22 protein-coding genes are annotated in these 25,553 nt (G+C 62.6%); 5 read left to right on the top strand and 17 right to left on the bottom strand.

What is annotated here, in order from left to right; translation table 11 throughout:
- Positions 1 to 67: 67 nt before the first annotated feature.
- Complete coding sequence (gene guaB, locus JKV55_RS11660; RefSeq protein ID WP_202085449.1) at positions 68 to 1,531, bottom strand: IMP dehydrogenase; 1,464 nt, start codon at positions 1,529 to 1,531, stop codon at positions 68 to 70.
- Between the two features lie 157 nt (positions 1,532 to 1,688).
- On the opposite strand from guaB, the gene xseA reads away from it, so the two are divergent.
- On the top strand, positions 1,689 to 3,035 hold the full coding sequence (xseA, locus tag JKV55_RS11665) for an exodeoxyribonuclease VII large subunit (RefSeq protein ID WP_202085450.1): 1,347 nt from the start codon (positions 1,689 to 1,691) through the stop codon (positions 3,033 to 3,035).
- A 15-nt stretch (positions 3,036 to 3,050) separates the two neighbouring features.
- Here the strand turns inward: xseA and JKV55_RS11670 are convergent, their stop codons facing one another.
- Complete coding sequence (locus JKV55_RS11670; protein ID WP_202085452.1) at positions 3,051 to 4,718, bottom strand: methyl-accepting chemotaxis protein; 1,668 nt, start codon at positions 4,716 to 4,718, stop codon at positions 3,051 to 3,053.
- Between the two features lie 228 nt (positions 4,719 to 4,946).
- On the opposite strand from JKV55_RS11670, the gene JKV55_RS11675 reads away from it, so the two are divergent.
- A complete protein-coding gene (locus tag JKV55_RS11675; protein ID WP_237332829.1) occupies positions 4,947 to 5,417 on the top strand; it encodes an aminoacyl-tRNA deacylase in 471 nt (156 codons plus the stop codon).
- A 173-nt stretch (positions 5,418 to 5,590) separates the two neighbouring features.
- On the opposite strand, the gene sucD is transcribed toward JKV55_RS11675, so the two are convergent.
- The 8 genes from sucD to sdhC all read right to left on the bottom strand — a co-directional run bounded on the left by sucD (position 5,591) and on the right by sdhC (position 15,059).
- Positions 5,591 to 6,463 (bottom strand): succinate--CoA ligase subunit alpha, encoded by an 873-nt coding sequence (gene sucD, locus JKV55_RS11680; RefSeq protein WP_202085456.1) that lies wholly within the window; start codon positions 6,461 to 6,463, stop codon positions 5,591 to 5,593.
- A gap of 4 nt (positions 6,464 to 6,467) precedes the next feature.
- Complete coding sequence (sucC, locus tag JKV55_RS11685) at positions 6,468 to 7,634, bottom strand: ADP-forming succinate--CoA ligase subunit beta (protein ID WP_202085457.1); 1,167 nt, start codon at positions 7,632 to 7,634, stop codon at positions 6,468 to 6,470.
- Between the two features lie 80 nt (positions 7,635 to 7,714).
- Positions 7,715 to 8,905, bottom strand: coding sequence for a 2-oxoglutarate dehydrogenase complex dihydrolipoyllysine-residue succinyltransferase (odhB, locus tag JKV55_RS11690; protein WP_202085458.1), 1,191 nt, complete (start codon positions 8,903 to 8,905; stop codon positions 7,715 to 7,717).
- Positions 8,906 to 8,923: 18 nt separating this feature from the next.
- On the bottom strand, positions 8,924 to 11,737 hold the full coding sequence (gene sucA, locus JKV55_RS11695; RefSeq protein WP_202085461.1) for a 2-oxoglutarate dehydrogenase E1 component: 2,814 nt from the start codon (positions 11,735 to 11,737) through the stop codon (positions 8,924 to 8,926).
- 95 nt (positions 11,738 to 11,832) lie between these two features.
- Entirely contained in the window at positions 11,833 to 12,549 is a 717-nt protein-coding gene (locus JKV55_RS11700) for a succinate dehydrogenase iron-sulfur subunit (protein ID WP_202085463.1), read from the bottom strand.
- A 14-nt stretch (positions 12,550 to 12,563) separates the two neighbouring features.
- On the bottom strand, positions 12,564 to 14,330 hold the full coding sequence (gene sdhA, locus JKV55_RS11705; RefSeq protein ID WP_202085465.1) for a succinate dehydrogenase flavoprotein subunit: 1,767 nt from the start codon (positions 14,328 to 14,330) through the stop codon (positions 12,564 to 12,566).
- 1 nt (position 14,331) lies between these two features.
- Positions 14,332 to 14,676 carry a succinate dehydrogenase, hydrophobic membrane anchor protein gene (gene sdhD, locus JKV55_RS11710; protein ID WP_202085473.1) on the bottom strand — a complete coding sequence of 115 codons (345 nt, stop codon included), beginning with the start codon at positions 14,674 to 14,676 and terminating at the stop codon, positions 14,332 to 14,334.
- Entirely contained in the window at positions 14,670 to 15,059 is a 390-nt protein-coding gene (sdhC, locus tag JKV55_RS11715) for a succinate dehydrogenase cytochrome b556 subunit (RefSeq protein WP_232513298.1), read from the bottom strand. Before sdhC ends, sdhD begins: the two co-directional genes overlap by 7 nt.
- A gap of 407 nt (positions 15,060 to 15,466) precedes the next feature.
- Between sdhC and JKV55_RS11720 the strand changes: the two genes are divergently transcribed.
- Complete coding sequence (locus JKV55_RS11720) at positions 15,467 to 16,753, top strand: citrate synthase (protein WP_202085482.1); 1,287 nt, start codon at positions 15,467 to 15,469, stop codon at positions 16,751 to 16,753.
- A 65-nt stretch (positions 16,754 to 16,818) separates the two neighbouring features.
- Here the strand turns inward: JKV55_RS11720 and JKV55_RS11725 are convergent, their stop codons facing one another.
- The 7 genes from JKV55_RS11725 to JKV55_RS11755 form a co-directional block, all read right to left on the bottom strand.
- Entirely contained in the window at positions 16,819 to 17,358 is a 540-nt protein-coding gene (locus JKV55_RS11725) for an Hsp20/alpha crystallin family protein (RefSeq protein ID WP_202085484.1), read from the bottom strand.
- Between the two features lie 158 nt (positions 17,359 to 17,516).
- A complete protein-coding gene (fbp, locus tag JKV55_RS11730; protein ID WP_202085485.1) occupies positions 17,517 to 18,536 on the bottom strand; it encodes a class 1 fructose-bisphosphatase in 1,020 nt (339 codons plus the stop codon).
- A 112-nt stretch (positions 18,537 to 18,648) separates the two neighbouring features.
- Entirely contained in the window at positions 18,649 to 19,398 is a 750-nt protein-coding gene (gene kdsB, locus JKV55_RS11735) for a 3-deoxy-manno-octulosonate cytidylyltransferase (protein ID WP_202085488.1), read from the bottom strand.
- Positions 19,395 to 19,583 carry a Trm112 family protein gene (locus tag JKV55_RS11740; RefSeq protein ID WP_094040296.1) on the bottom strand — a complete coding sequence of 63 codons (189 nt, stop codon included), beginning with the start codon at positions 19,581 to 19,583 and terminating at the stop codon, positions 19,395 to 19,397. The genes kdsB and JKV55_RS11740 overlap by 4 nt, the downstream gene beginning before the upstream one ends.
- Positions 19,573 to 20,532, bottom strand: coding sequence for a tetraacyldisaccharide 4'-kinase (gene lpxK / locus JKV55_RS11745; protein ID WP_202085490.1), 960 nt, complete (start codon positions 20,530 to 20,532; stop codon positions 19,573 to 19,575). The genes JKV55_RS11740 and lpxK overlap by 11 nt, the downstream gene beginning before the upstream one ends.
- Positions 20,532 to 22,283, bottom strand: a complete 1,752-nt coding sequence (gene msbA, locus JKV55_RS11750) for a lipid A ABC transporter ATP-binding protein/permease MsbA (protein WP_202085491.1) — start codon at positions 22,281 to 22,283, stop codon at positions 20,532 to 20,534. The genes lpxK and msbA overlap by 1 nt, the downstream gene beginning before the upstream one ends.
- A gap of 27 nt (positions 22,284 to 22,310) precedes the next feature.
- On the bottom strand, positions 22,311 to 24,470 hold the full coding sequence (locus JKV55_RS11755) for a DNA internalization-related competence protein ComEC/Rec2 (RefSeq protein ID WP_369409644.1): 2,160 nt from the start codon (positions 24,468 to 24,470) through the stop codon (positions 22,311 to 22,313).
- A 60-nt stretch (positions 24,471 to 24,530) separates the two neighbouring features.
- Here JKV55_RS11755 and JKV55_RS11760 point away from each other — a divergent pair, with 60 nt between their 5' ends.
- Both JKV55_RS11760 and JKV55_RS11765 read left to right on the top strand, forming a co-directional pair.
- Positions 24,531 to 25,043, top strand: a complete 513-nt coding sequence (locus JKV55_RS11760; protein WP_202085502.1) for a DUF2062 domain-containing protein — start codon at positions 24,531 to 24,533, stop codon at positions 25,041 to 25,043.
- On the top strand, positions 25,043 to 25,543 hold the full coding sequence (locus JKV55_RS11765) for a DUF2062 domain-containing protein (protein WP_237332830.1): 501 nt from the start codon (positions 25,043 to 25,045) through the stop codon (positions 25,541 to 25,543). Before JKV55_RS11760 ends, JKV55_RS11765 begins: the two co-directional genes overlap by 1 nt.
- Positions 25,544 to 25,553: the final 10 nt, after the last annotated feature.

Genomic DNA, 25,553 nt, shown 5'->3' on the forward strand with positions numbered 1-25,553 from the left:
CCGTCTGTGGGGGGCCAAACGGCAATAGAAAAACGGGGGATTGCTCCCCCGTTTGTTGCTTTCGGGATCAACCCAAACGGTAGTTCGGGGCTTCCTTGGTGATGGTCACATCATGCACGTGCGACTCCTGGATGCCGGCGCCGGATATCTTAACAAATTCCGCCTTGGTGCGCAGGTCGTCGATGGTGGCGCTGCCGGTCAGGCCCATGGCACTGCGCAGGCCGCCTATTTGCTGGTGGATGATTTCCTTGAGCTTGCCCTTGTAGGGTACCCGGCCTTCGATGCCTTCCGGCACCAGCTTGTCGGCGGCGTTGTCGGACTGGAAGTAACGGTCGCTGGAGCCCTTGGTCATGGCGCCGAGCGAGCCCATGCCCCGGTAGGACTTGAAGGAACGGCCCTGGAACAGCTCGATTTCGCCGGGCGATTCCTCGGTGCCGGCAAACATGGAGCCCATCATCACGCAGTGGGCGCCGGCGGCCAGCGCCTTGGCGATATCGCCGGAGAAGCGGATGCCGCCGTCGGCGATCACCGGTATGCCCAGGTCTTTCAGGGCTTCCACCGCGTTGGCCACGGCGGTGATCTGGGGCACACCGCAACCGGTGACGATACGGGTAGTACAGATGGAGCCGGGGCCTATGCCCACCTTGACCGCACTGGCACCGGCCTCGGCCAGGGCGAGCGCGCCGGCGGCGGTGGCCACGTTGCCGCCGATGATGGGCAGGTTCGGATAGGCCTTGCGGGTTTCACGGATGCGCTGCAGCACCCCTTCGGAATGGCCGTGGGAAGAGTCGATCAGCAGCACGTCCAGGCCGGCCGCCACCAGCGCCTCGATCCGTTCTTCGTTGCCCGGTGCCGCCCCCACGGCCGCACCGACCCGCAGCCGGCCCTGCTCGTCCTTGCAGGCGTTGGGCTTGCTCTCGGCTTTCTGGAAATCCTTGGCGCTGATCATGCCGGTCAGCTGGCCGTTGGCGGCCACTACCAGTACCTTTTCGATGCGATGCTGTTGCATCAGGGCCTCGACCTGCTCCCGGGCCGCGCCCACCGGCACCGTCACCAGCCGCTCCTTGCCGGTCATGGCTTCATGCACCTTCTTGCTCATATCCTGTACGAAACGGACATCCCGCCCGGTGATGATGCCGACCAGTTCCCCCTCGGCCGTCACTACCGGATAACCGGCAAATCCGTTCTGGCGGGTCAGCTCCCGCACATCGGCGATGGTCATGTCCGGGCGGACGGTGACCGGATCGGATACCACGCCACTTTCGAACTTCTTGACCTTGCGCACCTGCGCCGCCTGCTTCTCGATCGACATGTTTTTGTGAATAAAGCCGATGCCCCCTTCCTGGGCCAGAGCGATAGCCAGCTCGGCCTCGGTCACGGTATCCATGGCGGCAGAAACGATAGGGATGTTAAGATGGATTTCCCGGGTCAGCCGGGTACGGAGATCCGCCGTATTGGGCAGCACGGTGGAATGGGCAGGGACCAGCAGTACATCATCAAAGGTCAGGGCGTCTTGGGCAATCCTAAGCATCGCAATATTCACCATCAGTTGGGGGAAAAATATTGCCGATGAATTGTAGGCATCCGACCCCCTTCGGTAAAGCGATTTTTGTTATTTTGGCAAATTAAGCGCAAAATATCGGGCAAAGCCGTTTATTTTCATATAAAAATACTACTCAGGGGCCATTTTGCATCAGGAAAAATTAACAGACGTTTATACGGTCACCCGCCTGAATCGCCATGCCCGGCTGCTGCTGGAAGGCGAAATGGGTGCGGTCTGGCTGAGCGGTGAAATTTCCAACCTGGCCACACCCGGCTCCGGCCATTGGTACTTCTCGCTCAAGGACAGTCAGTCCCAGCTGCGTTGCGCCATGTTCCGCGGCAATAACCGCAGCGTAAACTTTCGGCCCAAAGACGGCGATCAGGTGCTGATTTTCGGCAAAGTCACCCTGTACGAGCCCAGGGGGGACTACCAGCTGGTGGCCCAGACCATGGCGCCGGCCGGTGAGGGGCTGCTCAAGCAGCAGTTCGAGGCGCTCAAGCACCGGCTCGGCGCCGAAGGCCTGTTCGACGCCGATCGCAAGCGCCCCCTGCCCGCCCATCCCACCCGCATCGGCATCATCAGCTCGGCCACCGGCGCCGCCCTGCACGACATCCTCACCGTGCTGGCACGGCGCGCGCCCCATCTGCAGGTCATCCTCTATCCCAGCCAGGTGCAGGGCGAGGCGGCGGTGCCGCAACTGTTGGCGGCCCTGGCCATCGCCAACCGCCGGGCGGAAACGGATCTGCTGATCCTGGCCCGGGGCGGCGGCTCGCTGGAAGACCTCTGGTGTTTCAACGACGAGCGGCTGGTGCGGGCCATCGCCGCCTCGGCCCTGCCGGTGGTCAGCGCCGTCGGCCATGAAGTGGATATCACCCTGAGCGATCTGGTGGCCGACTTGCGCGCCCCCACCCCCTCCGCCGCCGCCGAGCTGGTCAGCCGGGATGGCGAGCTCCAAAGTCAACAATGGCTGCAGTGGCGCCAGCGGCTGGATACGGCCCAGCGCCGCTATCTGCAGAGCCAACGGCAGCAATTGCTGCAACTGGAATCCCGCCTCGGTCGCCAGCATCCCGAGCGCCGCCTGCAACAACAGGCCCAGCGCCTGGATCAACTGCAGTTGCGCCTGCTGCGGGGCTGGCAGCGCCGGATGGAGCAAGCCGGCCAGCGGCTGGAGGCCACCCGGCTCAGGCTGCAACATCAGCATCCCGAACGCCGCCTGCAGGCCGGGCATGAGCGACTGCTCCGCCTTGAACAGCGGCTGGATTCCCTGTTCCACCGCCGCCTCGGGCAAGACAGGCACCGGCTGGCCCTTGCCGCCTCCCGGCTCGACGCCATGAGTCCCCTGGCCACCCTGTCCCGGGGTTACAGCATCACCCTCTGCCATGACCAGGTGGTAACCGACGCCGGCCGGCTCGCGCCCGGGGACGAGCTGCGCACCCGCCTGGCCCGGGGGGAAGTGCGCAGCCGGGTGCTGGAAGTAAAAGGGGACGCCTGAGCGTCCCCTGCTGCCTCAGATGGCCACCACCGGCTCCCCTGCCGGCAAGGCCCCGTCGCCGCGGGCGCCGCCGCCCTGCAGCCGGTAGTGGGCGATCATCTGCTCCAGCACCTTGCACTCGGCCACCAGTTGCAGGCTGGCGGTGGCGGCGGAATGAGCCTGTTCCAGGGTATCGCCGGAAGAGTCCCGCACCCGGGTGATATTACGGCTCACCTCGGCGCAGACCGCGCTCTGCTCGTCCGCCGAGGCCGCCACCTGGGCGTTGAGTTCGTTGATGCGCGCCACCTGCTCTATGATGGCCTGCAGCGAATCCATCGCCGCCTGGGTCCGCTCTACGCTGTCCACCGCCTGCCCCTCCGCCTTCTGGATGGCCGACACCGCGCCCTTGGCTTCCGTCTGCAGCAGGCGGATCATGCCGGTAATGTCTTCCGCCGACTTCTGGGTACGCAGCGACAGGGTACGGACTTCGTCCGCCACCACCGCAAAGCCACGGCCCGAGGCGCCGGCCCGGGCCGCTTCGATGGCGGCATTGAGCGCCAGCAGGTTGGTCTGCTCGGCGATGCCCTTGATCATGTCCAGCACCTTGTCGACCTGATCGCAACGCCCGTCCAGTTCGCGGATCACCCGGTCGATACGGCCGATTTCACCGCTCAGGGCCTGGATACCGGAGATGGCCACCTGGGCCTGGTCATTGGCGGTCAGGGCGAAGGCATGGCTCTGCTCCGAGGTTTCGGCCGTCAGCCGGGCATTCTCCCGCACTTCCCGCGCCGAGGCTTCCATCTCGTTGACGGCGGTGGCGATCAGCGCCGTTTCCCCATCCTGGGCCTTGACCGAGCTGTCGGTATGCTGGGCGCTCTGCTGGATCTGATCCGCCGCCTCATAGATGCGGCCGGTGACCTGGCGCACCTCCTGCAGGCTCCGCTGGAAACTGGCCAGCAGGCCGTTGATGGCGCCGACCAGGCCGCCCAGTTCATCTTTGCCCAGGGGCACCAGCCGGGTCGCCAGATCCCGTTCCTTGGCCAATTGCTGCAGCCGTCCGCTGATGTTGAGGATGGGCCGCTTCAGGTAATAATTCTGCACCCGCCACAACAACACCAGGGCGGCGCCGAACACCAGCAGCAGCACCCCGCCCAGGCGCAGGTTGTTGTCGTGGATCCGGGCGAAGGTATCGCTCAGGTCATAGCTGATGCGCACCGCCCCCATGACGGTGCCTTCCGGCACCTGGTGGCACTGCAGGCAGGCGGTGCCGCGGTATTCCTGGTAAGCCTTGTAGGGTTTGATCAGGGTCAGATGGGGAATATTGTCGTCCAGGTGCAGCTCGAGCACGGTTTCCCCCTGCTCTATGGCCCGCCGGTCCAGCTCGTCCTCCATGCCCTGATCCGGCGCCCCCGGCCCGAACAGCTGGCTCACCGCCGGCGCCCGTATCACCCTCGCCTGCTGGATGCCCACCTCTTCCTGCACCTTGGTCTGCACCAGCTGGCGCTGGTGAATGGCGCCATTGACCATCAGCACATTGAGCTGATCCATATAGAGGTTGGCGGTGGTCTCGATTTTTTCTTCGGCCAGCTGCAGCGCCAGGCCGCGCTGCAACTGGGTGGAAACGGCGAAACACAGCACGAATACCAGCACGAAGCTCACCAGCAGCGGCAGAAAAATCTTCCAGTTCAATGAGAGGTTACGCATTCCTTGAGGATCTCGTTCGGCTCCTTAAAAAAGTCATTCTAAAGTAATTATCCGGTTAAAAAATGGTAATCCCACTCGCACTTGATCTGGATCAAAGCCCCAAATGAGGCATTTAAGAGTCAACTTTTGTCCGACAGTCTATACTGGTTATGCAGCAGAGAAGGCGGCCGGTTACGGCTTGGCCTTCGGGAGGTAGCTATGGGTATGTCACTCAGATTGAAACAGTACTTGGACCGACATCATATCCCCTATGACATGGTGCATCACGCCTACTCGGAAGGGGCGGCACAAAGCGCCATCGCCGGTCATGTTCCCCTCGCCCAGATGGCCAAGGCCGTGATCCTGGAGCGGGACGACGGTAAATCCATCATGGCGGTGATCCCCGCCGCCGACAAGGTCGACTTGCAGCGCCTGAACTACCTGGTACACGGCGAAGTGCAACTGGCACCGGAACGCACCCTGGAGCAGTGGTTCAACGACTGCGACCCGGGCGCCATTCCGGCCATGGGTGATCCTTATGCACTGGATACCCTGGTGGACGATGCCCTGCTCGGCATGGCCGACGTCTACATGGAAAGCGGTGACCACCGGGATCTGATCCATGTGAAAGGCGACGATTTCCGCCGCCTGGCCAAGCAATGGCAGCACGGACAGTTCAGCATGAGACCGGACCCCTGGAGCAGGACGGAACGCATGTGACTGAAGCTGGAAGCTAGAAGCTGGAAGCTGGAAGCTAGAAGCTAGAAGCTAGAAGCTAGAAGCTAGAAGCTAGAAGCTAGAAGCTAGAAGCTAGAAGTCAACCGCATAAAAAAAGGAGCCAGCAACGGCTCCTTTTCTCTTCCAGCTTTTAGCTTCAAGCTTCCAGCTTTGTGTTACCAGCCGGTCACTTCGCGCAGTGCCTTGCCGATGTCGGCCAGGGAGCGCACGGTTTTCACCCCGGCGTCCTGCAGGGCGGCGAACTTCTCGTCCGCAGTGCCCTTGCCACCGGAGATGATGGCGCCGGCGTGGCCCATGCGCTTGCCGGGAGGTGCGGTCACACCGGCGATGTAGGACACCACCGGCTTGGTCACGTTGGCCTTGATGAAGGCGGCGGCTTCTTCCTCGGCGGTACCGCCGATTTCACCGATCATCACGATGGCCTCGGTCTCCGGATCCTCCTGGAACAGCTTCAGGATATCGATAAAGTTGGAGCCGGGGATGGGGTCGCCGCCGATGCCCACGCAGCTGGACTGGCCGAAACCTTCATCGGTGGTCTGCTTGACCGCTTCGTAGGTCAGGGTGCCGGAGCGGGACACGATGCCGACCTTGCCCTTCTTGTGGATATGGCCGGGCATGATGCCGATCTTGCACTCGTCCGGGGTGATCACACCCGGGCAGTTGGGGCCGATCATGCGCACGCCGGCTTCGTCCAGCTTCACTTTCACGTCCAGCATGTCCAGGGTGGGGATGCCTTCGGTGATGGTCACGATCAGCTGGATGCCCGCGTCGATGGCTTCCAGGATGGCGTCCTTGCAGAAGGCCGCCGGCACATAGATCACGGTGGCGGTGGCGCCGGTAACTTCTACCGCTTCACGCACGGTGTTGAACACCGGCAGGCCCAGGTGGGTGGTGCCGCCCTTGCCCGGGGACACGCCGCCGACCATCTGGGTACCGTAGGCGATGGCTTGCTCGGAGTGGAAAGTCCCCTGGCCACCGGTAAAGCCCTGACAGATAACCTTGGTGTCTTTGTTGATCAGAATGCTCATTCTCTTATTTCCCCTGTGCGGCGTTAACGACCTGGACCGCGGCGTCGGTCAGGCTGGTGGCAGCGATGATGTTCAGGCCGGAGTCGGCCAGCTTCTTGGCACCGGCTTCGGCATTGTTGCCTTCCAGGCGCACCACCACCGGTACTTTCACGCCCACTTCCTTCACCGCACCTATGATGCCTTCGGCGATCATGTCGCAGCGGACGATGCCACCGAAGATGTTCACCAGTACCGCTTTCACGTTGCTGTCGGAGAGAATGATCTTGAATGCTTCGGTCACCCGTTCCTTGGTGGCGCCACCGCCCACGTCCAGGAAGTTGGCGGGGGAGCCGCCGTGCAGGTTGACGATGTCCATGGTGCCCATGGCCAGACCGGCGCCGTTGACCATGCAGCCGATGTTGCCGTCCAGGGCCACGTAGTTCAGTTCCCATTTGGCGGCGTGGGCTTCACGGGCGTCGTCCTGGGACGGATCGTGCATTTCACGCAGCTTGGGCTGACGGAACAGGGCGTTGGAGTCGATGTTGATCTTGCCGTCCAGGCAGTGCAGGTTGCCGGCGGTGGTGATCACCAGGGGGTTGATCTCGAGCAGGGCGAAATCGTAGTCCAGGAACATCTGGCCCAGACCCAGGAAGATTTTGGTGAACTGCTTGATCTGGTCGCCTTGCAGGCCCAGTTTGAACGCCAGCTCACGGCCCTGATAGGCCTGCGGGCCCACCAGCGGATCGATGGCCGCCTTGTGGATCAGTTCGGGGGTCTCTTCGGCGACTTTCTCGATTTCCACGCCGCCTTCGGTAGAGGCCATGAACACCACGCGACGGGTAGCACGGTCAACCACGGCGCCCAGGTAGAGTTCCTTGTCGATGTCGGTGCAGGACTCGACCAGGATCTTGGCCACCGGCTGACCCTTGGCGTCGGTCTGATAGGTCACCAGGTTCTTGCCCAGCCAGTTTTCGGCGAACTCGCGGATTTCTTCCTTGGTCTTGGCCAGCTTGACGCCGCCCGCCTTGCCACGGCCACCGGCGTGGACCTGACATTTGACCACCCACATGTCGCCGCCGATCTTGCTGGCCGCTTCTACCGCTTCTTGCGGGTTGTCACATGCGTAGCCTTCTGATACGGGCAGACCGTATTCGGCAAACAGCTGTTTTGCCTGATATTCATGCAAATTCATGTTGCGTTTTCCGTTGTTGTGTTTGGGTTCAGGGCATACTAACGGGTCGGGCCGCAACCCGACCTCTTGTTATTATCGACTCATACGTCCAGCAGCAGACGGGTCGGGTCTTCCAGCAATTCCTTGATGGACACCAGATAGCCCACGGACTCGCGGCCGTCGATCAGGCGGTGGTCGTAAGACAGCGCCAGGTACATCATCGGCTGGATTTCCACCTTGCCGTTCACCGCCATCGGGCGATCCTGGATCTTGTGCATACCCAGGATGGCGCTCTGCGGCGGGTTGATGATGGGGGTAGACATCAGGGAGCCGAACACGCCGCCGTTGGTGATGGTGAAGTTGCCGCCGGTCATGTCGTCCACGGTCAGCTTGCCGTCACGGCCCTTGATGGCCAGATCCTTGATGCTCTTCTCGATGTCGGCCAGGCCCAGGCGATCGCAGTCGCGCAGCACCGGGGTCACCAGGCCACGGGGGGTGGACACGGCGATGCTGACATCGAAGTAGTTGTGGTAGACGATATCGTCACCGTCGATGGAGGCATTCACTTCCGGATAACGCTTGAGCGACTCCACCACCGCCTTCACGTAGAAGGACATAAAGCCCAGACGGATGCCGTGACGCTTCTCGAACACCTCCTGATACTGCTTGCGCAGGCTCATGATGGGGCCCATGTTGACCTCGTTGAAGGTGGTCAGCATGGCGGTGGTGTTCTTCGCTTCCAGCAGGCGCTCGGCCACGCGCTTGCGCAGACGGGTCATGGGCACACGCTTCTCGGTGCGCTCGCCCAGGGGGATGACCGGGGCCTTGACTTCGACGGCCGGCGCGGCAGCAGGCTTGTTGCCGCCCTTGATAAAGGCTTCCACGTCTTCCTTGGTGATGCGGCCACCCTTGCCGGACCCGGCCAGCTTGGCCACGTCGATGTTGTGCTCGGCCACCAGGCGGCGCACCGCCGGGCTCAGGGCGTCATCGGCATCGGCCTTGGCTTCGCCGTTGGCGGCAGCCGGCTTGTCCTGGGTCTCTTCGCCGGCCACGGCGCCCTGCTTGAGCTTGCCGATCACCTGCTGGCCCAGTACGGTGGCGCCGTCGCCTTCGAGGATGGCTTCCAGTATGCCGGCTTCGGGGGCCGGAACTTCCAGCACCACTTTGTCGGTTTCGATGTCGACGATTACTTCGTCGCGCTCAACCCGATCACCCGGCTGCTTGTGCCAGGTGGCAATGGTGGCATCGGCGACAGATTCTGGTAGGTCGGGAACCTTGATTTCGATGGTCATCAATATGTCCTTTGTGCGTTATGCTTCAGTCAACGTCAGTGCGTCTTCGACCAACGCTTTTTGTTGTTGTAAGTGAACAGAGGTGTAACCCACGGCCGGGGACGCCGAGGCGGCGCGACCGGCATAACGCAGGTTGGCACCGGCCGGAATGGCAGCCCAGAAGTGGTGCTGGCTGCAATACCAGGCCCCCTGGTTTTGCGGCTCTTCCTGACACCAGACGAAGTCTTTCACGTGCTGGTAGTCGGCAAGAATCGCGGCAACCTCTTCCTGAGGGAACGGATACAATTGCTCGATCCGGATAATGGCCACATCCGTTTGTTCATTCTTGCGCCGGGCATCCAGCAGATCGAAATAGACCTTGCCGGAGCACAGGACAATGCGCTTGACGCCCTTGGGATCCAGCGCGTCGATTTCACCGATGGCATTCTGGAAGGTACCACTGGCCAGGGTTTCCAGTTCGGACACCGCCAGCGGATGACGCAGCAGCGACTTGGGCGTCATCACCACCAGCGGCCGGCGCATGGGGCGCAGTACCTGGCGGCGCAGCATATGGAACACCTGGGCCGGGGTGGTGGGCACGCACACCTGCATGTTGTGCTCGGCGCACAGCTGCAGGTAGCGTTCCAGACGGGCGCTGGAGTGCTCGGGGCCCTGGCCTTCGTAGCCATGGGGCAGCAGCAGGGTCAGGCCGCACATCCGGCCCCACTTCTGCTCGCCGGAGCTCAGGAACTGGTCGATCACCACCTGGGCGCCGTTGGCGAAGTCGCCGAACTGGGCTTCCCAGATGGTCAGGCCTTCCGGCTCGGCGGTGGCATAGCCGTATTCGAACGCCATCACCGCCTCTTCGCTCAGTACCGAGTCATACACCTGGAACTGGCCCTGACTGTCGGACAGGTGGCACAGCGGGGTATAGGTGCTGGCGTCGTTCTGGTTGTGCAGTACCGCATGGCGGTGGAAGAAGGTGCCGCGGCCGGAATCCTGGCCGGTGAGGCGCACTTCATAGCCGCTGTCGCACAGGGTGGCGTAGGCCAGCACTTCGGCAAAACCCCAGTCCGCCAGCTTTTCGCCCTTGGCCATCAACCGGCGATCATCGTAGATCTTGCCGACCTGGCGCTGCAGGGTATGGGTCTCGGGGTAGCTGGTCACCCGTTCGGCCAGCTCTTTCAGCTTGTCCAGCGGGTAGGCGGAGTCGTAGGGCATGTCCCACTCGTGACCCAGGTAGGGCGACCAGTCGACGGAATGCTTTTCCATCGGACGCCATTCCTTGACCACGCACTCGCCGTGGTCCAGCGCATCCCGGTACTCGTTGATCATCACGGTGGTGTCTTCGACAGACACGGCGCCCTTGCCGATCAGCAGATCCGCATAAATCTTGCGCGGGGTCGGGTGCTTCTTGATCTTCTGGTACATCAGCGGCTGGGTGGCGCTCGGCTCGTCGGCCTCGTTGTGGCCGTGGCGGCGATAGCACACCAGGTCGATCACCACGTCACGGCCAAACTCGTTGCGGAAATCCAGGGCCAGCTGGGTCACCTGCACCACGGCTTCCGGATCGTCGGCATTGACGTGGAAAATCGGCGCCTGCACCATCTTGGCGATATCGGTACAGTACTCGGTGGAACGGGTATCGCGCGGGTTCGAGGTGGTAAAGCCCACCTGGTTGTTGATCACGATGCGCACCGTGCCGCCCACGCCGTAGCCGCGGGTCAGGGACATGTTGAAGGTTTCCGCCACCACCCCCTGACCGGCGAAAGCCGAGTCGCCATGAATGGTGATCGGCAGCACCTGGCGGCCGTCCGGATTTTCCAGCCGATCCATGCGCGCCCGTACCGAGCCGATGACCACCGGGTTGACGATTTCCAGGTGCGAGGGGTTGAACGCCAGCGCCAGGTGCACAGTGCCGCCCGGGGTTTCAAAGTCGGAGCTGAAGCCCATGTGGTATTTGACGTCACCGGAACTCTGGGTGTCGTACTTGCCGGCAAAGGCATCGAACAGGTCTTGCGGACGCTTGCCCAGCACGTTGACCAGCATGTTCAGACGGCCCCGGTGGGCCATGCCGATCACCACTTCGCGACCGCCCTTCTCGCCGAAGCGGCGGATCAGCTCCTTGGTCATGGGGATCAGGGCATCGCCACCTTCCAGCGAGAAACGTTTGGCGCCGGGGAACTTGGCGCCCAGGTATTTCTCCAGGCCCTCGGCGGCGGTCAGGCTGTCGAGGAAGCGCAGCTTGTCTTCCTGGGTGTACTGGGGCTCACCGACAACCGGCTCCAGGCGACCCTGTATCCAGCGTTTTTCCTCGGTGCTGGTGATGTGCATGTATTCCGCACCCACAGAGCCGCAATAGGTCTTCTTCAGCGCCGCCACCAGATCCTTCAGCTTCATGGTTTCCTTGCCGATGGCATAGGAGCCCACGTTGAAGGTCGCCTCGAGGTCGGCGCCGGTCAGGTTGTGATAGGCCGGGTCCAGCTCCGCCACCACGTCACGCTTCCACAGCCCGAGCGGATCCAGGTTCGCATTCTGATGGCCCCGGAAACGGTAGGCGTTGATCAGCTGCAGAACTTTGACTTGCTTGGCGTCAGTGTGGGGATCACTGACCGGGGTGGCATAACGGGAGGTGTCTTTGGCGAGGCGGCGAAAATAATCTCTTACTTGCGAGTGGGGTTGGTCCTGAACGTTGCCGTCTTGCGCCGGCAGGCCGTCGAAAACGGACCTCCATTGGTCGGGAACGGCTTCAGGATCGGCAAGATAGGCCTCGTACAGGTCTTCTACATAGGTCGCATTGGCACCGGCCAGGTGAGAAGATTCCAGCCAGGCTTGCATTACGCCATTGTGCATCTTTATCCCTTTGTAACTTCTCGACAGGGCTACTGTCGTTCTGGTCGTCGAGTCAAAGCCGCCCTCGCGGGCGGCGGGTTATCAGCTTGGGACTGTTAAACTGCCCGTTTCAGCAGCATGGACTTGATATGACCGATGGCCTTGGTGGGGTTAAGGCCTTTGGGACACACATTCACACAGTTCATGATGCCATGGCAGCGGAACACGCTGAAAGCGTCATCCAGGTTGGACAGCCGCTCATCGGTGGCGGTATCACGGCTGTCGATCAGCCAGCGATAGGCGGCCAGCAGGCCGGCCGGACCGATGAACTTGTCCGGGTTCCACCAGAAGGAAGGACAAGAGGTGGAGCAGCAGGCGCACAGGATGCACTCGTACAGTCCGTCCAGCTTGGCGCGCTCTTCCGGCGACTGCAACCGCTCGCGGGCGGGCGGTTGCTTGTCTTCGGCAATCAGGAACGGCTTGACCTTTTCCCACTGGGTGTAGAACTGGGTCATATCGACCACCAGGTCGCGCACCACCGGCAGGCCGGGCAGCGGACGGATCACCACCTTGTTGCCGACCTTCATCAGATCGGACAGCGGGGTGATACAGGCCAGGCCGTTCTTGCCGTTCATGTTCAGGCCGTCGGAACCACAGACCCCTTCGCGGCAGGAGCGGCGGAAGGCCAGGCTCGGGTCCTGCTCTTTCAGCAGCAGCAGGGCGTCCAGCACCATCATGTCGGAGCCCTGCGGCACCTCCAGACTATAGTCCTTCATGTGTGGCGCCGAATCGGTTTCCGGATTGTAGCGGTAAACAGAAATGGTAATTTGCATGCTATCCCCTCCCCTCAGTAAGTCCGCGCTTTCGGCGGGAATGCGTCACGGGTTTTCGGTGACATATTCACAGACCGTCTGGTCATGGACTCGGTTTCCGGGCTATACAGCGAGTGGCACAGCCAGTTCTCATCATCACGCTCCGGATAATCGAAGCGGGAGTGGGCACCACGGCTCTCGGTACGGAAGTTCGCGGCCACGGCGGTGGCGTAAGCGGTTTCCATCAGGTTGTCCAGCTCCAGGCACTCGATACGCTGGGTGTTGAAGTCGCGGCTGGTATCGTCCAGACGGGCAGACTTCAGACGCTCGCGGATCACCTTGAGCTCGGCCAGGCCTTCGGCCATGGCATCACCTTCCCGGAACACGGAGAAGTTGTTCTGCATGCAACGTTGCAGATCTTTCTTGATCTGGACCGGGTCCTCGCCGCTGCGGGTGTTTTCCCAGCGGTGGTAGCGGGCCAGGGAAGCATCCAGATCGGACTCGGAAGCAGCACGCACGTCGCCCAGCTCGTTCAGGGCTTCGGTCAGGTGACGACCCACGGCACGACCGAATACCACCAGGTCGAGCAGGGAGTTGCCGCCCAGGCGGTTGGCACCGTGCACCGACACGCAGGCGATCTCGCCCACGGCGAACAGGCCCTTCACCGGCACGTCGTTGCCATTGGCATCCAGCTTGAGCGCCTGGCCGTGCACGTTGGTGGGGACACCGCCCATCATATAGTGACAGGTGGGGATAACGGGAATCGGCTCTTTCACCGGATCCACGTGGGCGAAGGTACGGGACAGCTCGCAGATGCCGGGCAGGCGGCTTTCCAGCACTTCCTTGCCCAGGTGATCCAGCTTCAGCTTGATGTGTGGACCCCAGGGGCCGTCACAACCGCGGCCTTCGCGGATCTCGATCATCATGGAGCGGGCCACCACGTCACGACCGGCCAGGTCCTTGGCGTTGGGGGCATAACGCTCCATAAAGCGCTCGCCGTCCTTGTTCAGCAGGTAACCGCCCTCGCCCCGGCAACCTTCGGTCACCAGCACCCCGGCGCCGGCGATGCCGGTGGGGTGGAACTGCCACATTTCCATGTCCTGCACCGGCACGCCGGCGCGCAGCGCCATGCCGACACCGTCACCGGTGTTGATGTGGGCGTTGGTGGTGGACTGGTAGATGCGGCCGGCGCCGCCGGTGGCCAGTATGGTGGCCTTGGCCTTGAAGTAGACCACCTCACCGGTTTCGATATCGATGGCGGTACAGCCGACCACGTCGCCGTCCTGGTTCTTCACCAGATCCAGCGCATACCACTCGGAGAACACGGTGGTCTGGTGCTTGACGTTCTGCTGATACAGGGTGTGCAGCAGGGCGTGACCGGTACGGTCGGACGCCGCCGCGGTGCGGGCCGCCTGTTCGCCGCCGAAGGCCTTGGACTGGCCGCCGAAGGGACGCTGGTACACCTTGCCGTTATCGAAACGGGAGAAGGGCAGACCCATTTTTTCCAGCTCGAGGATGGCCTCGGGGCCGGTCTGGCACATAAACTCGATGGCGTCCTGGTCACCGATGTAGTCGGAGCCCTTGACGGTATCGTACATGTGCCATTCCCAGTTGTCGTCGTGGGCATTGCCCAGCGCCACCGTGATGCCGCCCTGGGCGGACACGGTATGGGAACGGGTCGGGAACACCTTCGACAGGAGCGCACAGCTCTTGCCGGATTCCGCTATTTGTAAAGCGGCGCGCATGCCGGCGCCACCGGCGCCGATTACCACGGCGTCGAATTCGCGAATTGCAATAGTCACCTTATACACCCCACAATACGACGATACCGGTCAGCAGATAGACCAGCAGCAACACTACCACCCCGAACTGGGCCAGGCCGCGCCACAGCGCCGGTTTGACATAGTCGGAGAGCACCTGCCAGGCGCCGATCCAGCCGTGCATCAGCACGCTGAACAAGGCCAGCAGAGTGAACACCTTGGTGAAGGTCTTGCCGAAAAAGCCGGTCCAGACTTCATAGGTGATGTCGTTGAAGGCGATAAAGCCCACCAGATAGATGGTGTATAAGGTCAAAATGATGGCCGTGGCACGGATCAGCATGAAATCATGCACACCGCTGCGGCCAAAGGTTGCAGAATTGGTTACCATACCAGTACCCCCGCCAGCAGTGACAATACAATTGTCACACCGAACGCCACTTTGGCGCTCAGCGCACCCGACTCCAGCTCCTCACAGTAGCCCAGGTCCATAATGAGGTGGCGAATGCCGCCCACGATATGGTAGGCCAATGCAGTCAGCACACCCCAGAGGATGAACCCGACGAAGAAACCGTCGAGAATATCCACGACTGCACGGAACCCGGCCTCGGAAGAGAGCGAGTAACTGAGCAGCCACAGCAGGATGGCGAGTGCAAACAGCGTGATGACACCGGAAACCCGGTGGAGGATGGATGCGATAGCGGTGACAGGTTGGCGAATAGTCCGTAGGTCGAGGTTTACAGGTCTCTGTTTTTTAGTCACGGTCTTGCCCACTAGCTCCATTGAGCACGTTAGTTATTGTTTTAACAGGTGTTTCCCGGGTATATGACATGAGGTCATGACAAAAAATGCCTGTTAGGAACCCTTCGCCCAACTACCGCTCCGGACCCTCGAGTCAGCATCTGCAGCATGGCCACAACAGCATCCTATACCCTCGGCGGCCAGTATAAGGAGGGGGGGGAACAATTACAACGAAGGCCCTGAAACAATTGCCAAATGTGTAAAGTTGATCGCACAACGGGGTTAACGGACTGATCCGGGTGCCGACGAAAATTGACATTCGGCCCAGCTTCTGTCTTCAATATGCCCGCACCATGGGAGGTGATAGTGATTAAAAATTCATTTAATCCGTGTAAAAATCCTTACCCGTGGACCTATTATAAAAGCAAAGGAGACGTGCTATGGCTGACCAAAAGGCCACACTGCATTTGCCCGGCAAGGAACCCATTGAGCTTCCGATCGCGTCAGGCACTGCTGGTTACGATGTGATCGATATCAGTTCCCTGGGCTCACACGGTTACTTTACCTTCGACCCCGGTTTTATGGCCACCGCATCCTGCCGGTCCGAAATCACCTACATCGACGGCGACCAGGGTATACTGCTGCACCGCGGCTATCCGATCGACCAGTTGGCACAAAACGCCACCTACCTCGAAGTCTGTTACCTGCTGCTCTACGGCGAGGCCCCTACCGCCAAGCAATACGAAGAGTTCCACCGCAACATCATGCGCCACACCATGGTGCACGAGCAGCTGTCGTCCTTCTTCAAGGGCTACCGCCGCGATGCCCACCCCATGGCCATCGTGTGCGGCGTTATCGCCGGTCTGTCTGCCTTCTATCACGATCCCATGGACATCAACGATGCCCGGCACCGTGAAATCGCGGCCCATCGCCTGATCGCCAAGATGCCGACCATCTCCGCCATGGCCTACAAGTACTCCATCGGCCAGCCGTTCGTGTATCCGCGCAACGATCTGAGCTATGCGGCCAACTTCCTGCAGATGATGTTTGCCGTGCCCTGCGAAGACTACAAGGTCAACCCCATCGTAGAACGCGCCATGGACCGCATCTTCACCCTGCATGCGGATCACGAGCAGAACGCCTCCACCAGCACGGTGCGGCTGGCCGGCTCCAGCGGTGCCAATCCCTTCGCCTGTATCGCCGCCGGTATCGCCTCCCTGTGGGGGCCGGCCCACGGTGGCGCCAACGAAGCCTGCCTGATGATGCTGGAAGAGATCGGCTCCGTGGATCGCATCCCCGAGTACGTCGCCAAGGCCAAGGACAAGGACGACCCCTTCCGCCTGATGGGCTTCGGCCACCGGGTGTACAAGAACTTCGACCCGCGCGCCACCGTGATGCGCGATACCTGCCACGAGGTGCTGGACGATCTCAAGATCCAGGATCCGCTGCTGGACGTGGCCATGGAGCTGGAGCGCATCGCGCTGTCCGACCCCTACTTCGTCGAGCGCAAGCTGTATCCGAACGTGGACTTCTACTCCGGTATCATCCTGAAGGCCATCGGTATTCCGACCACCATGTTTACCGTGATCTTCGCCCTGTCCCGTACCGTCGGCTGGATGTCCCACTGGAACGAGATGATCTCCGATCCCAAGCAGAAGATCGGCCGCCCGCGCCAGCTGTACACCGGCGCCCCGGAGCGGGAATTCAAGTCCCAGGTAGAGAAGTAAGCGCCCTTTCGGGCAAGAAAAAGGCCGGCGTCATGCCGGCCTTTTTGCTATCGGCCTCGTCGGTCCTAGACCGGGGAACCGATATCGATCTGTTTGGCCTTGCTTTCGCTCTGCGGCTGGCGGGGCACGCTGACCTTCAGCACCCCGTCCTTGAACTCGGCCTTGATGTCGCCGGCTTTGGCGTCATCCGGCAGGGTCAGCAGCCGCTGAAAGTGACCGTAGCTGCGCTCCACCCGGTGCAGCTTGTCGGTTTTCTCTTCGTGTTCGTATTTCTTCTCGCCGCGAATGGTCAGCCGGTTTCCTTCCAGGGTCAGGCTGATGTCTTCCTTCTTGACCCCGGGGATCTCCATGCTGATCAGGTAGTTGCCTTCCCGTTCGCTGATGTCCAGGCTGGGCTTGAGCTGGCTGAAGCTGGGCCAGTCCTCCAGGGACGAGGCGCCGAAACGGCGCAGGCTGCGATCGAACAGCCGGTCCATTTCCTGCTGCAGCCGAACCACGGGATGGACGTCCTGATCCTTGTCCACCATGGGCATGGCTTCGTCCTGCTCGTGGCGGAACCAGTTCCAGGGCGCCAGTTTGGACGGGGACAGATCTTTCAGTGCCATGATAACCACCTCCTCGGATTGATTATTTTTCGACCATTCCGAGATCAAGTATTATCAGCCGCCGGCAACTTTCAAGACGGATAGCAAGGCCGGGCTTGATCAGGATCAAGCCCGGCCTTGATTTTATTTCGAATGACGCTTCCGCGCGCGATGGACCCTTAGTCGGCCACAGGCGCCGAATACTCCGCCATAAATTCCTCGGCCTTTTCCACCATGCGGGTAGAGCCCACGAAATAGGGGGTACGCTGATGCAGGGAGCTGGGTTTGATCTCCATGATCCGCTGGAAACCGTCGGAGGCCTTGCCGCCCGCCTGTTCGGCCATAAAGGCCAGGGGGTTGCACTCGTACAGCAGGCGCAGCTTGCCGTTGGGAGCACTGGTGCCGGACGGGTAGATATAGATGCCGCCTTTCAGCATATTGCGGTGGAAGTCGGACACCAGGGAGCCGATATAGCGGGAAGTGTAGGGCCGCTTGCTGGCATCGTCCTTCTCCTGGCAGTACTTGAGGTACTTCTTCACCCCGTCGGGGAACTTGATGTAGTTGCCCTCGTTGATGGAGTAGATGGTGCCTTCCTCGGGGATGCGGATATTCTCGTGAGACAGGCAGAAGGAGCCGAGGGTGGGATCATAGGTAAAACCGTGCACCCCGTGACCTGTGGTATACACCAGCATGGTGGAAGAGCCATACACCACGTAGCCGGCGGCGATCTGGTTGATGCCCGGCTGCAGGAAGTCTTCCAGGGTCACCGGCTGCCCCGGCTCGCTGATGCGGCGGTAGATGGAGAAGATGGTGCCGACGGAAACGTTTACGTCTATGTTCGACGAGCCGTCGAGCGGATCCATCAGCACCACGTATTTGGCATTGGAGTGACTCTCGCTGTCGAAGGCCACAAAGTGATCTTCTTCTTCCGAGGCGATACCACAGACTTCCCCGCGCGCCTCCAGGGCGGCCTTGAACATATCGTTGGCGTAGACATCCAGCTTCTGCTGCACCTCGCCCTGCACATTTTCACCACCGCTGCTGCCACCGATAATGTCGGCCGCCAGGCCGGCCCGGTTGATCTCCCGGTTGACCACCTTGGCGGCGCGGCGAATGGAAGACAGCAGTGAAGACAGCTCACCGGTGGCGCTGGGATATTCAGCTTGTTTCTTGACGATGTATTCACCCAGGGTAATCATATGTTTCCTCGACGTTTCCTTGTGGCGGCGGCGCGCCGTTATTGCAGGGCAATGTACCCTTTTATCTTTTTTCTTGCAGTGAATTTTCTCGGGCAAGGAGGATAAATTTCCCTCAGCTCCCGCTCAGCAGGCGGCGAACCTCGTCCAGATCCGCCGGGGTATCCACCCCCGCCGGCGGCACCACGCAGGCTTCGGCCAGGGCGATGCTTTCGCCGTGCCAGAGCACCCGGAGCTGCTCAAGCTTTTCCCGCTGTTCCAGGGGGCTGGCCGGCAACCCGAGGTAACGGCGGATAAAGCCGGCCCGATAGGCATAGATGCCGATATGGCGCAGGCAGCCGCTGAGCTCCGGTACGGATGCCGCCATGCCATCCCTGTCCCAGGGAATGGGCGCCCGGCTGAAATAAAGCGCCTTGCCCGCCTGGCTCTGCACCACCTTGACCACGTTGGGATCCTGCCACTGTGCCACCGTCTCTATGGGAGTGGCCAGGGTCGCCATGGGCGCATCGCTGCCCGCCAGCAGCTCGGCCACCTGATCCACCAGCTCGGGCGGCAGCAGGGGTTCGTCCCCCTGCACGTTGACCAGGATGTCGTCCGGAGCCAGCCTGAGCAGTTCCACCACCTCGGCCAGGCGCTCGGTGCCGGACTCGTGATGGCGGCCGGTCATGCACACCTCCACCCCGCTGTCCGCCAGGGCAGCGCTAATGCGCTCGTCATCGGTGGCCACCACCACCCGGGCGGCGCCGCTCTTTTGCGCCTGCGCCACCACCCACTGGATCATCGGCCTGCCGTGGATATCGGCCAGGGGCTTGCCGGGCAGCCGGGTCGAGCTGAAGCGGGCGGGGATCACGACGATAAAGCTCATCCGGGCAGCTCATCCAGGTCGAGTTTGCGGGCCCGGTTTTCCAGCAACACCGGAATGTTCTCGGTAATGGGGTAGGCCAGCCGGTCGAAACGGCAGATCAGCTCGTTGTGCTGCCGGTCCAACTGCAGCTTGCCCTTGCATACCGGGCAGGCAATGATTTCCACCAGTTTGGCGTCAATCGCCATGATCTTGCTCCTTTAGTCGGGTTAACAGCATCTGTTCAAAGTCGGCGGGCAACCGGGCGTCCACGGGAACGTACCAGGCGTTATCATGACCTCCCGGCCATTTGACCGCGTCCTTCTCGGTGATCAGCAAGGGCGCCGACTGCAGCGCCGCCAGTTGTTCGCACGCCACCGCTTTATGGTCGGCCAACGCCAGTTGTTGGTCAAGAATAAAGCCCAATTGCTCCAGGGTGGCAAAAAAGCGCGGCGGATGACCGATGCCCGCCAGGGCATGGACCCGTTCTCCGGGCACCGGCGGCGTCTGCCCCGCCAGGGGTTGCAGCGGCCCCGGCTCGAGTTGCATCAGGTATTCCCCGTCCTGTACCGGACCGCCGTTGTTGATCACGGCAGTCGCCTGGCCGAGCCGCCACAGCCCTTCACGCAGGGGGCCCATGGGCAGCAGATGGCCGTTGCCGAAACGGCGTTTGCCGTCCACCACCACCAGCTCGATATCCCGGGCCAGGGCATAGTGCTGCAGGCCGTCGTCGCTGATGATGATGTCCACCCCGAGCTCGACCAAACGGGCGGCGGCCTCACTCCGGTTGGGACCCACCACCACCGGACAACCGGTACGCCGATGGATCAGCACCGGCTCGTCACCGGCCTCGGCGGCGGAAGTGGTCTTATCCAGCACCAGGGGATAGGCGGCGGCCTGGCCGCCGTAGCCCCGGCTGATCACCCCGGGGCGATAGCCCCGGGCCCGCAGCCATTCCACCAGCCAGATCACCAGCGGGGTCTTGCCGTTGCCGCCCACGGTCAGGTTGCCCACCACCACCACCGGCACCGGCGCCCGGTATACGGCCTTGACGCCGCGCCGGAACAGCCAGCGGCGCAGGCCGCTGACCAGGGCGAAGAGCCCGCTCAGGGGCGCCAGCAGCCACAGCCAGGTCGCCGGTTGATACCAGGCCTGCATCAGTGCTCGCCGTACTGGATGGTTCTGAGCTGGGCATAGGCCCCTTGCCGTTCCAGCAGCTCCGCATGGGTACCACGCTCCACCACCCGCCCCTCGTCGATCACCAGGATCTCGTCGGCACTCTCTATGGTCGACAGGCGGTGGGCGATCACCAGGGAGGTTCTGTCCTTGCGCAGCGCTTCCAGCGCGCCCTGGATATGACGCTCGGATTCGGTATCCAGCGCCGAGGTGGCCTCGTCCAGGATCAGCAGCGGCGCATCGCGCAGCATGGCCCGGGCGATGGCGATACGCTGGCGCTGGCCACCGGACAGGCTGGCGCCGTTTTCACCGATCACTGTGTCGTAACCCTGATCCAGCTTACGGATGAATTCATCGGCGTAGGCCACCTTGGCGGCGGCGATAATCTGCTCGCGGCTGTATTCGCCCTGGGCGGCGTAGGCGATGTTGTTGGCGATGCTGTCGTTGAACAGGTGCACATGCTGGGACACCAGGGCGAACTGGCGGCGCAGATCACTCAGCCGGTAGTCGCGGATATTGACCCCGTCGAGGCGGATCTCGCCCTCGTCGACATCGTAGAAACGGGTCAGCAGGCTGGCGATGGTGCTCTTGCCCGAGCCGGAGCGGCCCACCAGGGCGACCGTCTTGCCCGGCGCCAGGCTCAGGCTGACCTCCTTCAGGGCCGGCGTCTCCTTGGTGGGATAGCGGAAGGTGACGCGGTCGAATTCGATATGTCCCCGGGCCCGCGCCAGGGGCTTGTCGCCCTGGTCCTGCTCGCCCTCGCTGTCGAGCAGCTCGAACAGGCTCTGGCAGGCGGCGATGCCGCGCTGATAGGCGGCGTTGACCTGGGTCAGACTCTTGAGCGGGCGCATCAGCATCATCATGGAGGTGACGATCACGGTGAAGGTGCCCGGCGTCAGTTGTTCCTGAATGTCCTCGAAGGTGGCCACATAGAGCAATATGGCCAGGGCGGTGGAGGCGATCACCTGCACCAGGGGGGTGCCGATGGAGTCGGCCGCCACCATCTTCATGTTTTGCTGGCGCACCTTGTTGCTGACGCCGAAGAAACGCCCCGACTCCACCTGCTGGCCGTTGAACATCAGCACTTCCTTGTGGCCCTTGAGCATCTGCTCGGTGCTGCTGGTGATGTTGCCCATGGCATCCTGGATGCCCCGGCTGATGCGGCGAAAACGGCGGCTGATCACCGCGATCATCACCCCCACCACCGGGCCGACCAGGAAGAAGATCAGCGACAGCTGCCAGGAGTGGTAGAACATCAGCCCCAGCAGGCCGATCACGGTGGCTCCTTCCCGTACCAGGGTCACCAGGGTGGAGCTGGCGGCGGAGGACACCTGGGAGGCGTCGTAGGTCACCTTGGACAGCAGGTTGCCGGTATTGTGGCGGTCGAAAAAAGCCACCGGCATCGCCATCAGCTTGTTGAACACCTGCTGCTGCAGTGACATCACCACATGGTTGCCGACCCAGGCCATGCAGTAGCCGGACAGAAAGGTACAGACGCCGCGCAAGGACACGATGCCGATCACGAACAGCGGCATCCACTTCAACACGTTCGGATCCTGGCCGGTCAGGCCCTCGTCGATCAGCGGCTTGATGGAATAGACGAAAGTGGTGTCGACGGCGGCGTAGCCGGCCATGCCGATGATGGCGGCCACCAGACCGAGCTTGCGCTCCTTCACATAGCCGAGCAGGCGCTTGAGCACCGGCCAGGACGAGGAGTGTGCTTGTTGGGACATAAGGTCTCTGCCTTGAAAAACAAGGCGCTATTCTAACGGCTTAGTGTCGTTCAACCAAGCATTGAGCCGATGATACCAGGCTCCGGGACGCCTCGGATTCACCAGTCGCCAGCGGTCGCCGTCCGCCGCCAGGTGCACCATGCCATGATCGCCGGTGGTGAGCTGCACCACGCCCTGACGCTCGAAGCGGGCCACCACCTCCGCGGCCGGAAAGCCCCAGCGGTTTTGATAACCGGCGGTATGCACCACCCACTCCGGCGCCACCGCCCGGTTGAAGGCCTCGGTGGAAGAGCTGCGGCTGCCGTGGTGAGGGCTCAGCAACAGCTGGGCGCCCAGCGCCTGGCCGGTGGCGAGCAGGGCCCGCTCGGCCGGGGCCTCGATGTCGCCGGTCAGCAGCACGGCCAGGCGGCCGTCGCTCAGGTGCAGCACGCAGGAGTCGTTGTTGCTGTGGCCGCTCGGCGCGACCGGCCACAGCACCCGCAGGCGCAGTCGGCCCCATTGCTCGGTTTGCCCGGCCCGGCAATGCTGGCCGTCCGGCCAGGCACCCCGGCGATGGGCCACCGGCAACAGGGCCGCCAGATAGTCCCGGTTGCCGCTGTGATCGCTGTCGTCGTGGCTCACAACCAGGTATTCGAGGCGATCTATCCCCAGGTGCCCCAGCAGCGGCAGTATCACCGCATCGGCCATATTGAAGCCCGAAGGAAAGCGGTTGCCGGTATCGTACAGCAAGGCCTCCCGCCCCTGGGTCACCAGCACCGACAAGCCCTGGCCCACGTCCAGCACCCGCACTTCCCAGGAAGGACGGGGCCAGAGCTGCAACAGCAACAGGTAAAGCGCCAAGCCCGCCACCCCACGGCCTTTGGGCAACAACGCCGCCAGCAGCACCAGCATGGCCAGCAACAGGGCGCCCTGACTGTGCGCCGACAACGCCAGCCAGGGCGAAAGCCCCTGGCTCAGCCACTGCAGCCCCTCCATCAGCGGTGCGAACAGGGCGTCCAGCAGGCGCAGCAGGAGCAGTGCCAGCCCCGGGAAGGGCACCAGCAGCAGGCAGGCCAGCAACAACAGCGGAATAAACAACAGGGAAAACAGCGGGATCAACAGCAGGTTGACCGGCAACGACAGCCAGCTGATGCCGCCGAACAACAGCATGATCAGCGGCAACAGCAGCAGGGTCAGCCCCAGCTGCAACCGCCACAGGCTGTTCCCGCCCAGCCAGCCGGCGCTCGCCAGCAGGGCCGCCACCGCCAGCACCGACAGCCAGAACCCCTGGTTGAGCGCCAGCCAGGGCGAGCTGGCCAGCAGCAGCGCCATGGTCACCAGCAGGATGCGCCGGCCGCTCCAGAAACGCCCCCAGCCGACCAGGGCCAGCCATAGCAACAGCATCAGCAAGGCCCGCTGGGTCGGTATCGAGAAGCCAGCCAGCCAGGCGTAGCCCAGGGCCAGCAGGGCCGCCAGGCCACCGGCAAGAAAACGCCGGCCGGCCAGCCGCCCCGCCAGTATCCCCAGCCCCGCCACCAGCCCGATATGCAGCCCGGAGATGGCGAACAGATGACTGACGCCCAGGGCCCGCAGGGTTTCCCAATCCTGCTGCTGTAAATCGCCGCGTTCACCGAAGCTCAGCGCCAGCAGCCAGCGCTGGGCCGGCAAGGCCGCGGTCAGGCCCCGGAACTCCTCCAGCAACAGCGTCCGGCGGGAAGGCGGAGCCGCCTGCAGATGCAGGCTGCCGCTCAGATAACCCCGGGCGGTGATGCCCTGCCCCAACAGCCAGCGGGCGCCGTCGAATCCCCCCGGATTATGCAACCCATGGGGAGGATACAGCCGGCCGACGGTGTGGATAAGGTCGCCTTGCCCGGGTGCCGGGGCTGCCCCGTACCAGGACAACAACACCCGGGGCCGGGGGGAAAATACTTGACCATCAAGGCTTTTCAGACTGACAATCAGCCGACTCGAGCCATGGTCCCGGTGCTGGACGCTCTCTACCGTGCCGGCGATAATCTGGCTACGCTGGAACAGGCCGGGATGCTGCAACCAGCTCAGTTGCCAGTGGCTGTAGCACAGCGCCCAGAGCACACCGAACAGGAAACAGGCCCTTGCCGGTCGTGCTCGCCAGCACAACCCGCCCAGCAAGGCCAGCGGCAACCACCAGTCCCAGTCCGGCAGCCAGGGCCAGAGGATGAGGGTTGACACGCCGGCACAGAAACAAAACAGCCGCTTATCCATCCGATAAGTATTGCGGACCTGGAGCAGATGCCAAAAAAGACGTTAAGACGCCTGATGCCCGATCCGGGCACCATCAAGAATCACAAGCACCTGAGCAAGCTCGGACACAGGTTGCACGACAACAACCTCTGGCACCTGAACCGCCACTCGGCGGCGGGGGCCTTCGCGGTGGGCCTGTTCTGCGCCTGGCTGCCCATCCCCTTCCAGATGGTGGTGGCGGCGGTGCTGGCCATGACCTTCAGGGTCAACCTGCCGCTGTCGGTGGTGCTGGTGTGGATCACCAATCCGCTGACCATGCCGCCCATGTTCTACTTCGCCTACCGGCTGGGCTCTTTCCTGCTCAGCAAACCCCACCACTACCAGCACTTCGAGATGAGCCTGAGCTGGCTCAGCAGCGCCATGACCACGGCCGTACCGCCCTTCCTGCTGGGCTGCCTGGTGCTGGGCCTGGTCAGCTCGGCCACCGGTTACATGGTCATCCATGCCCTGTGGCGCTGGTCGGTGTCCCGCCGCTGGAAACTGCGGCGGCGGAGCCGCTGATGCTGCGCCAATGGTTGCGCAGCAAGATGCCGGACCAGGCCACCCTGCGCCAGCACCGGACGCTGCGGCTGTTCGGCGAACACCTGCTCGAGCCCGACTGCTGGTTCTGCAACCGCCACTCCGCCGCCGTAGCGGTGGCCGCCGGCCTGTTCGCCGCCTGGCTGCCGTTGCCCATGCATACCCTGGTGGCCATCGCCCTGGCCCTGCTGCTCAAGGGCTACCTGCCGCTGGCCATCGCCATGGTCTGGGTCAACAACCCCATCACCCTGGCCCCCATGTTCTACCTGGGCTACCGCCTGGGCGCCTGGCTGCTGGGCACCCCGGAGCTGGACTTCGAGGGACCGCTGGAAGATGAAGCCCTCGCCGCCGCCCTGCCCCTGCTCACCGGTTGCCTGCTGCTGGGGCTGATTTCCGCCCTGATCGGCTGGCTGGTGGTACGCCTGGGCTGGCGCTGGAAGGTGCAGCTGTCCTGGTGGCTGCGGAAGGTGAATAGGAAGTAGCTGGAAGCGG

The organism is Zobellella iuensis, assembly GCF_016746085.1.
Taxonomy (GTDB): Bacteria; Pseudomonadota; Gammaproteobacteria; order Enterobacterales; family Aeromonadaceae; genus Oceanimonas; species Oceanimonas iuensis.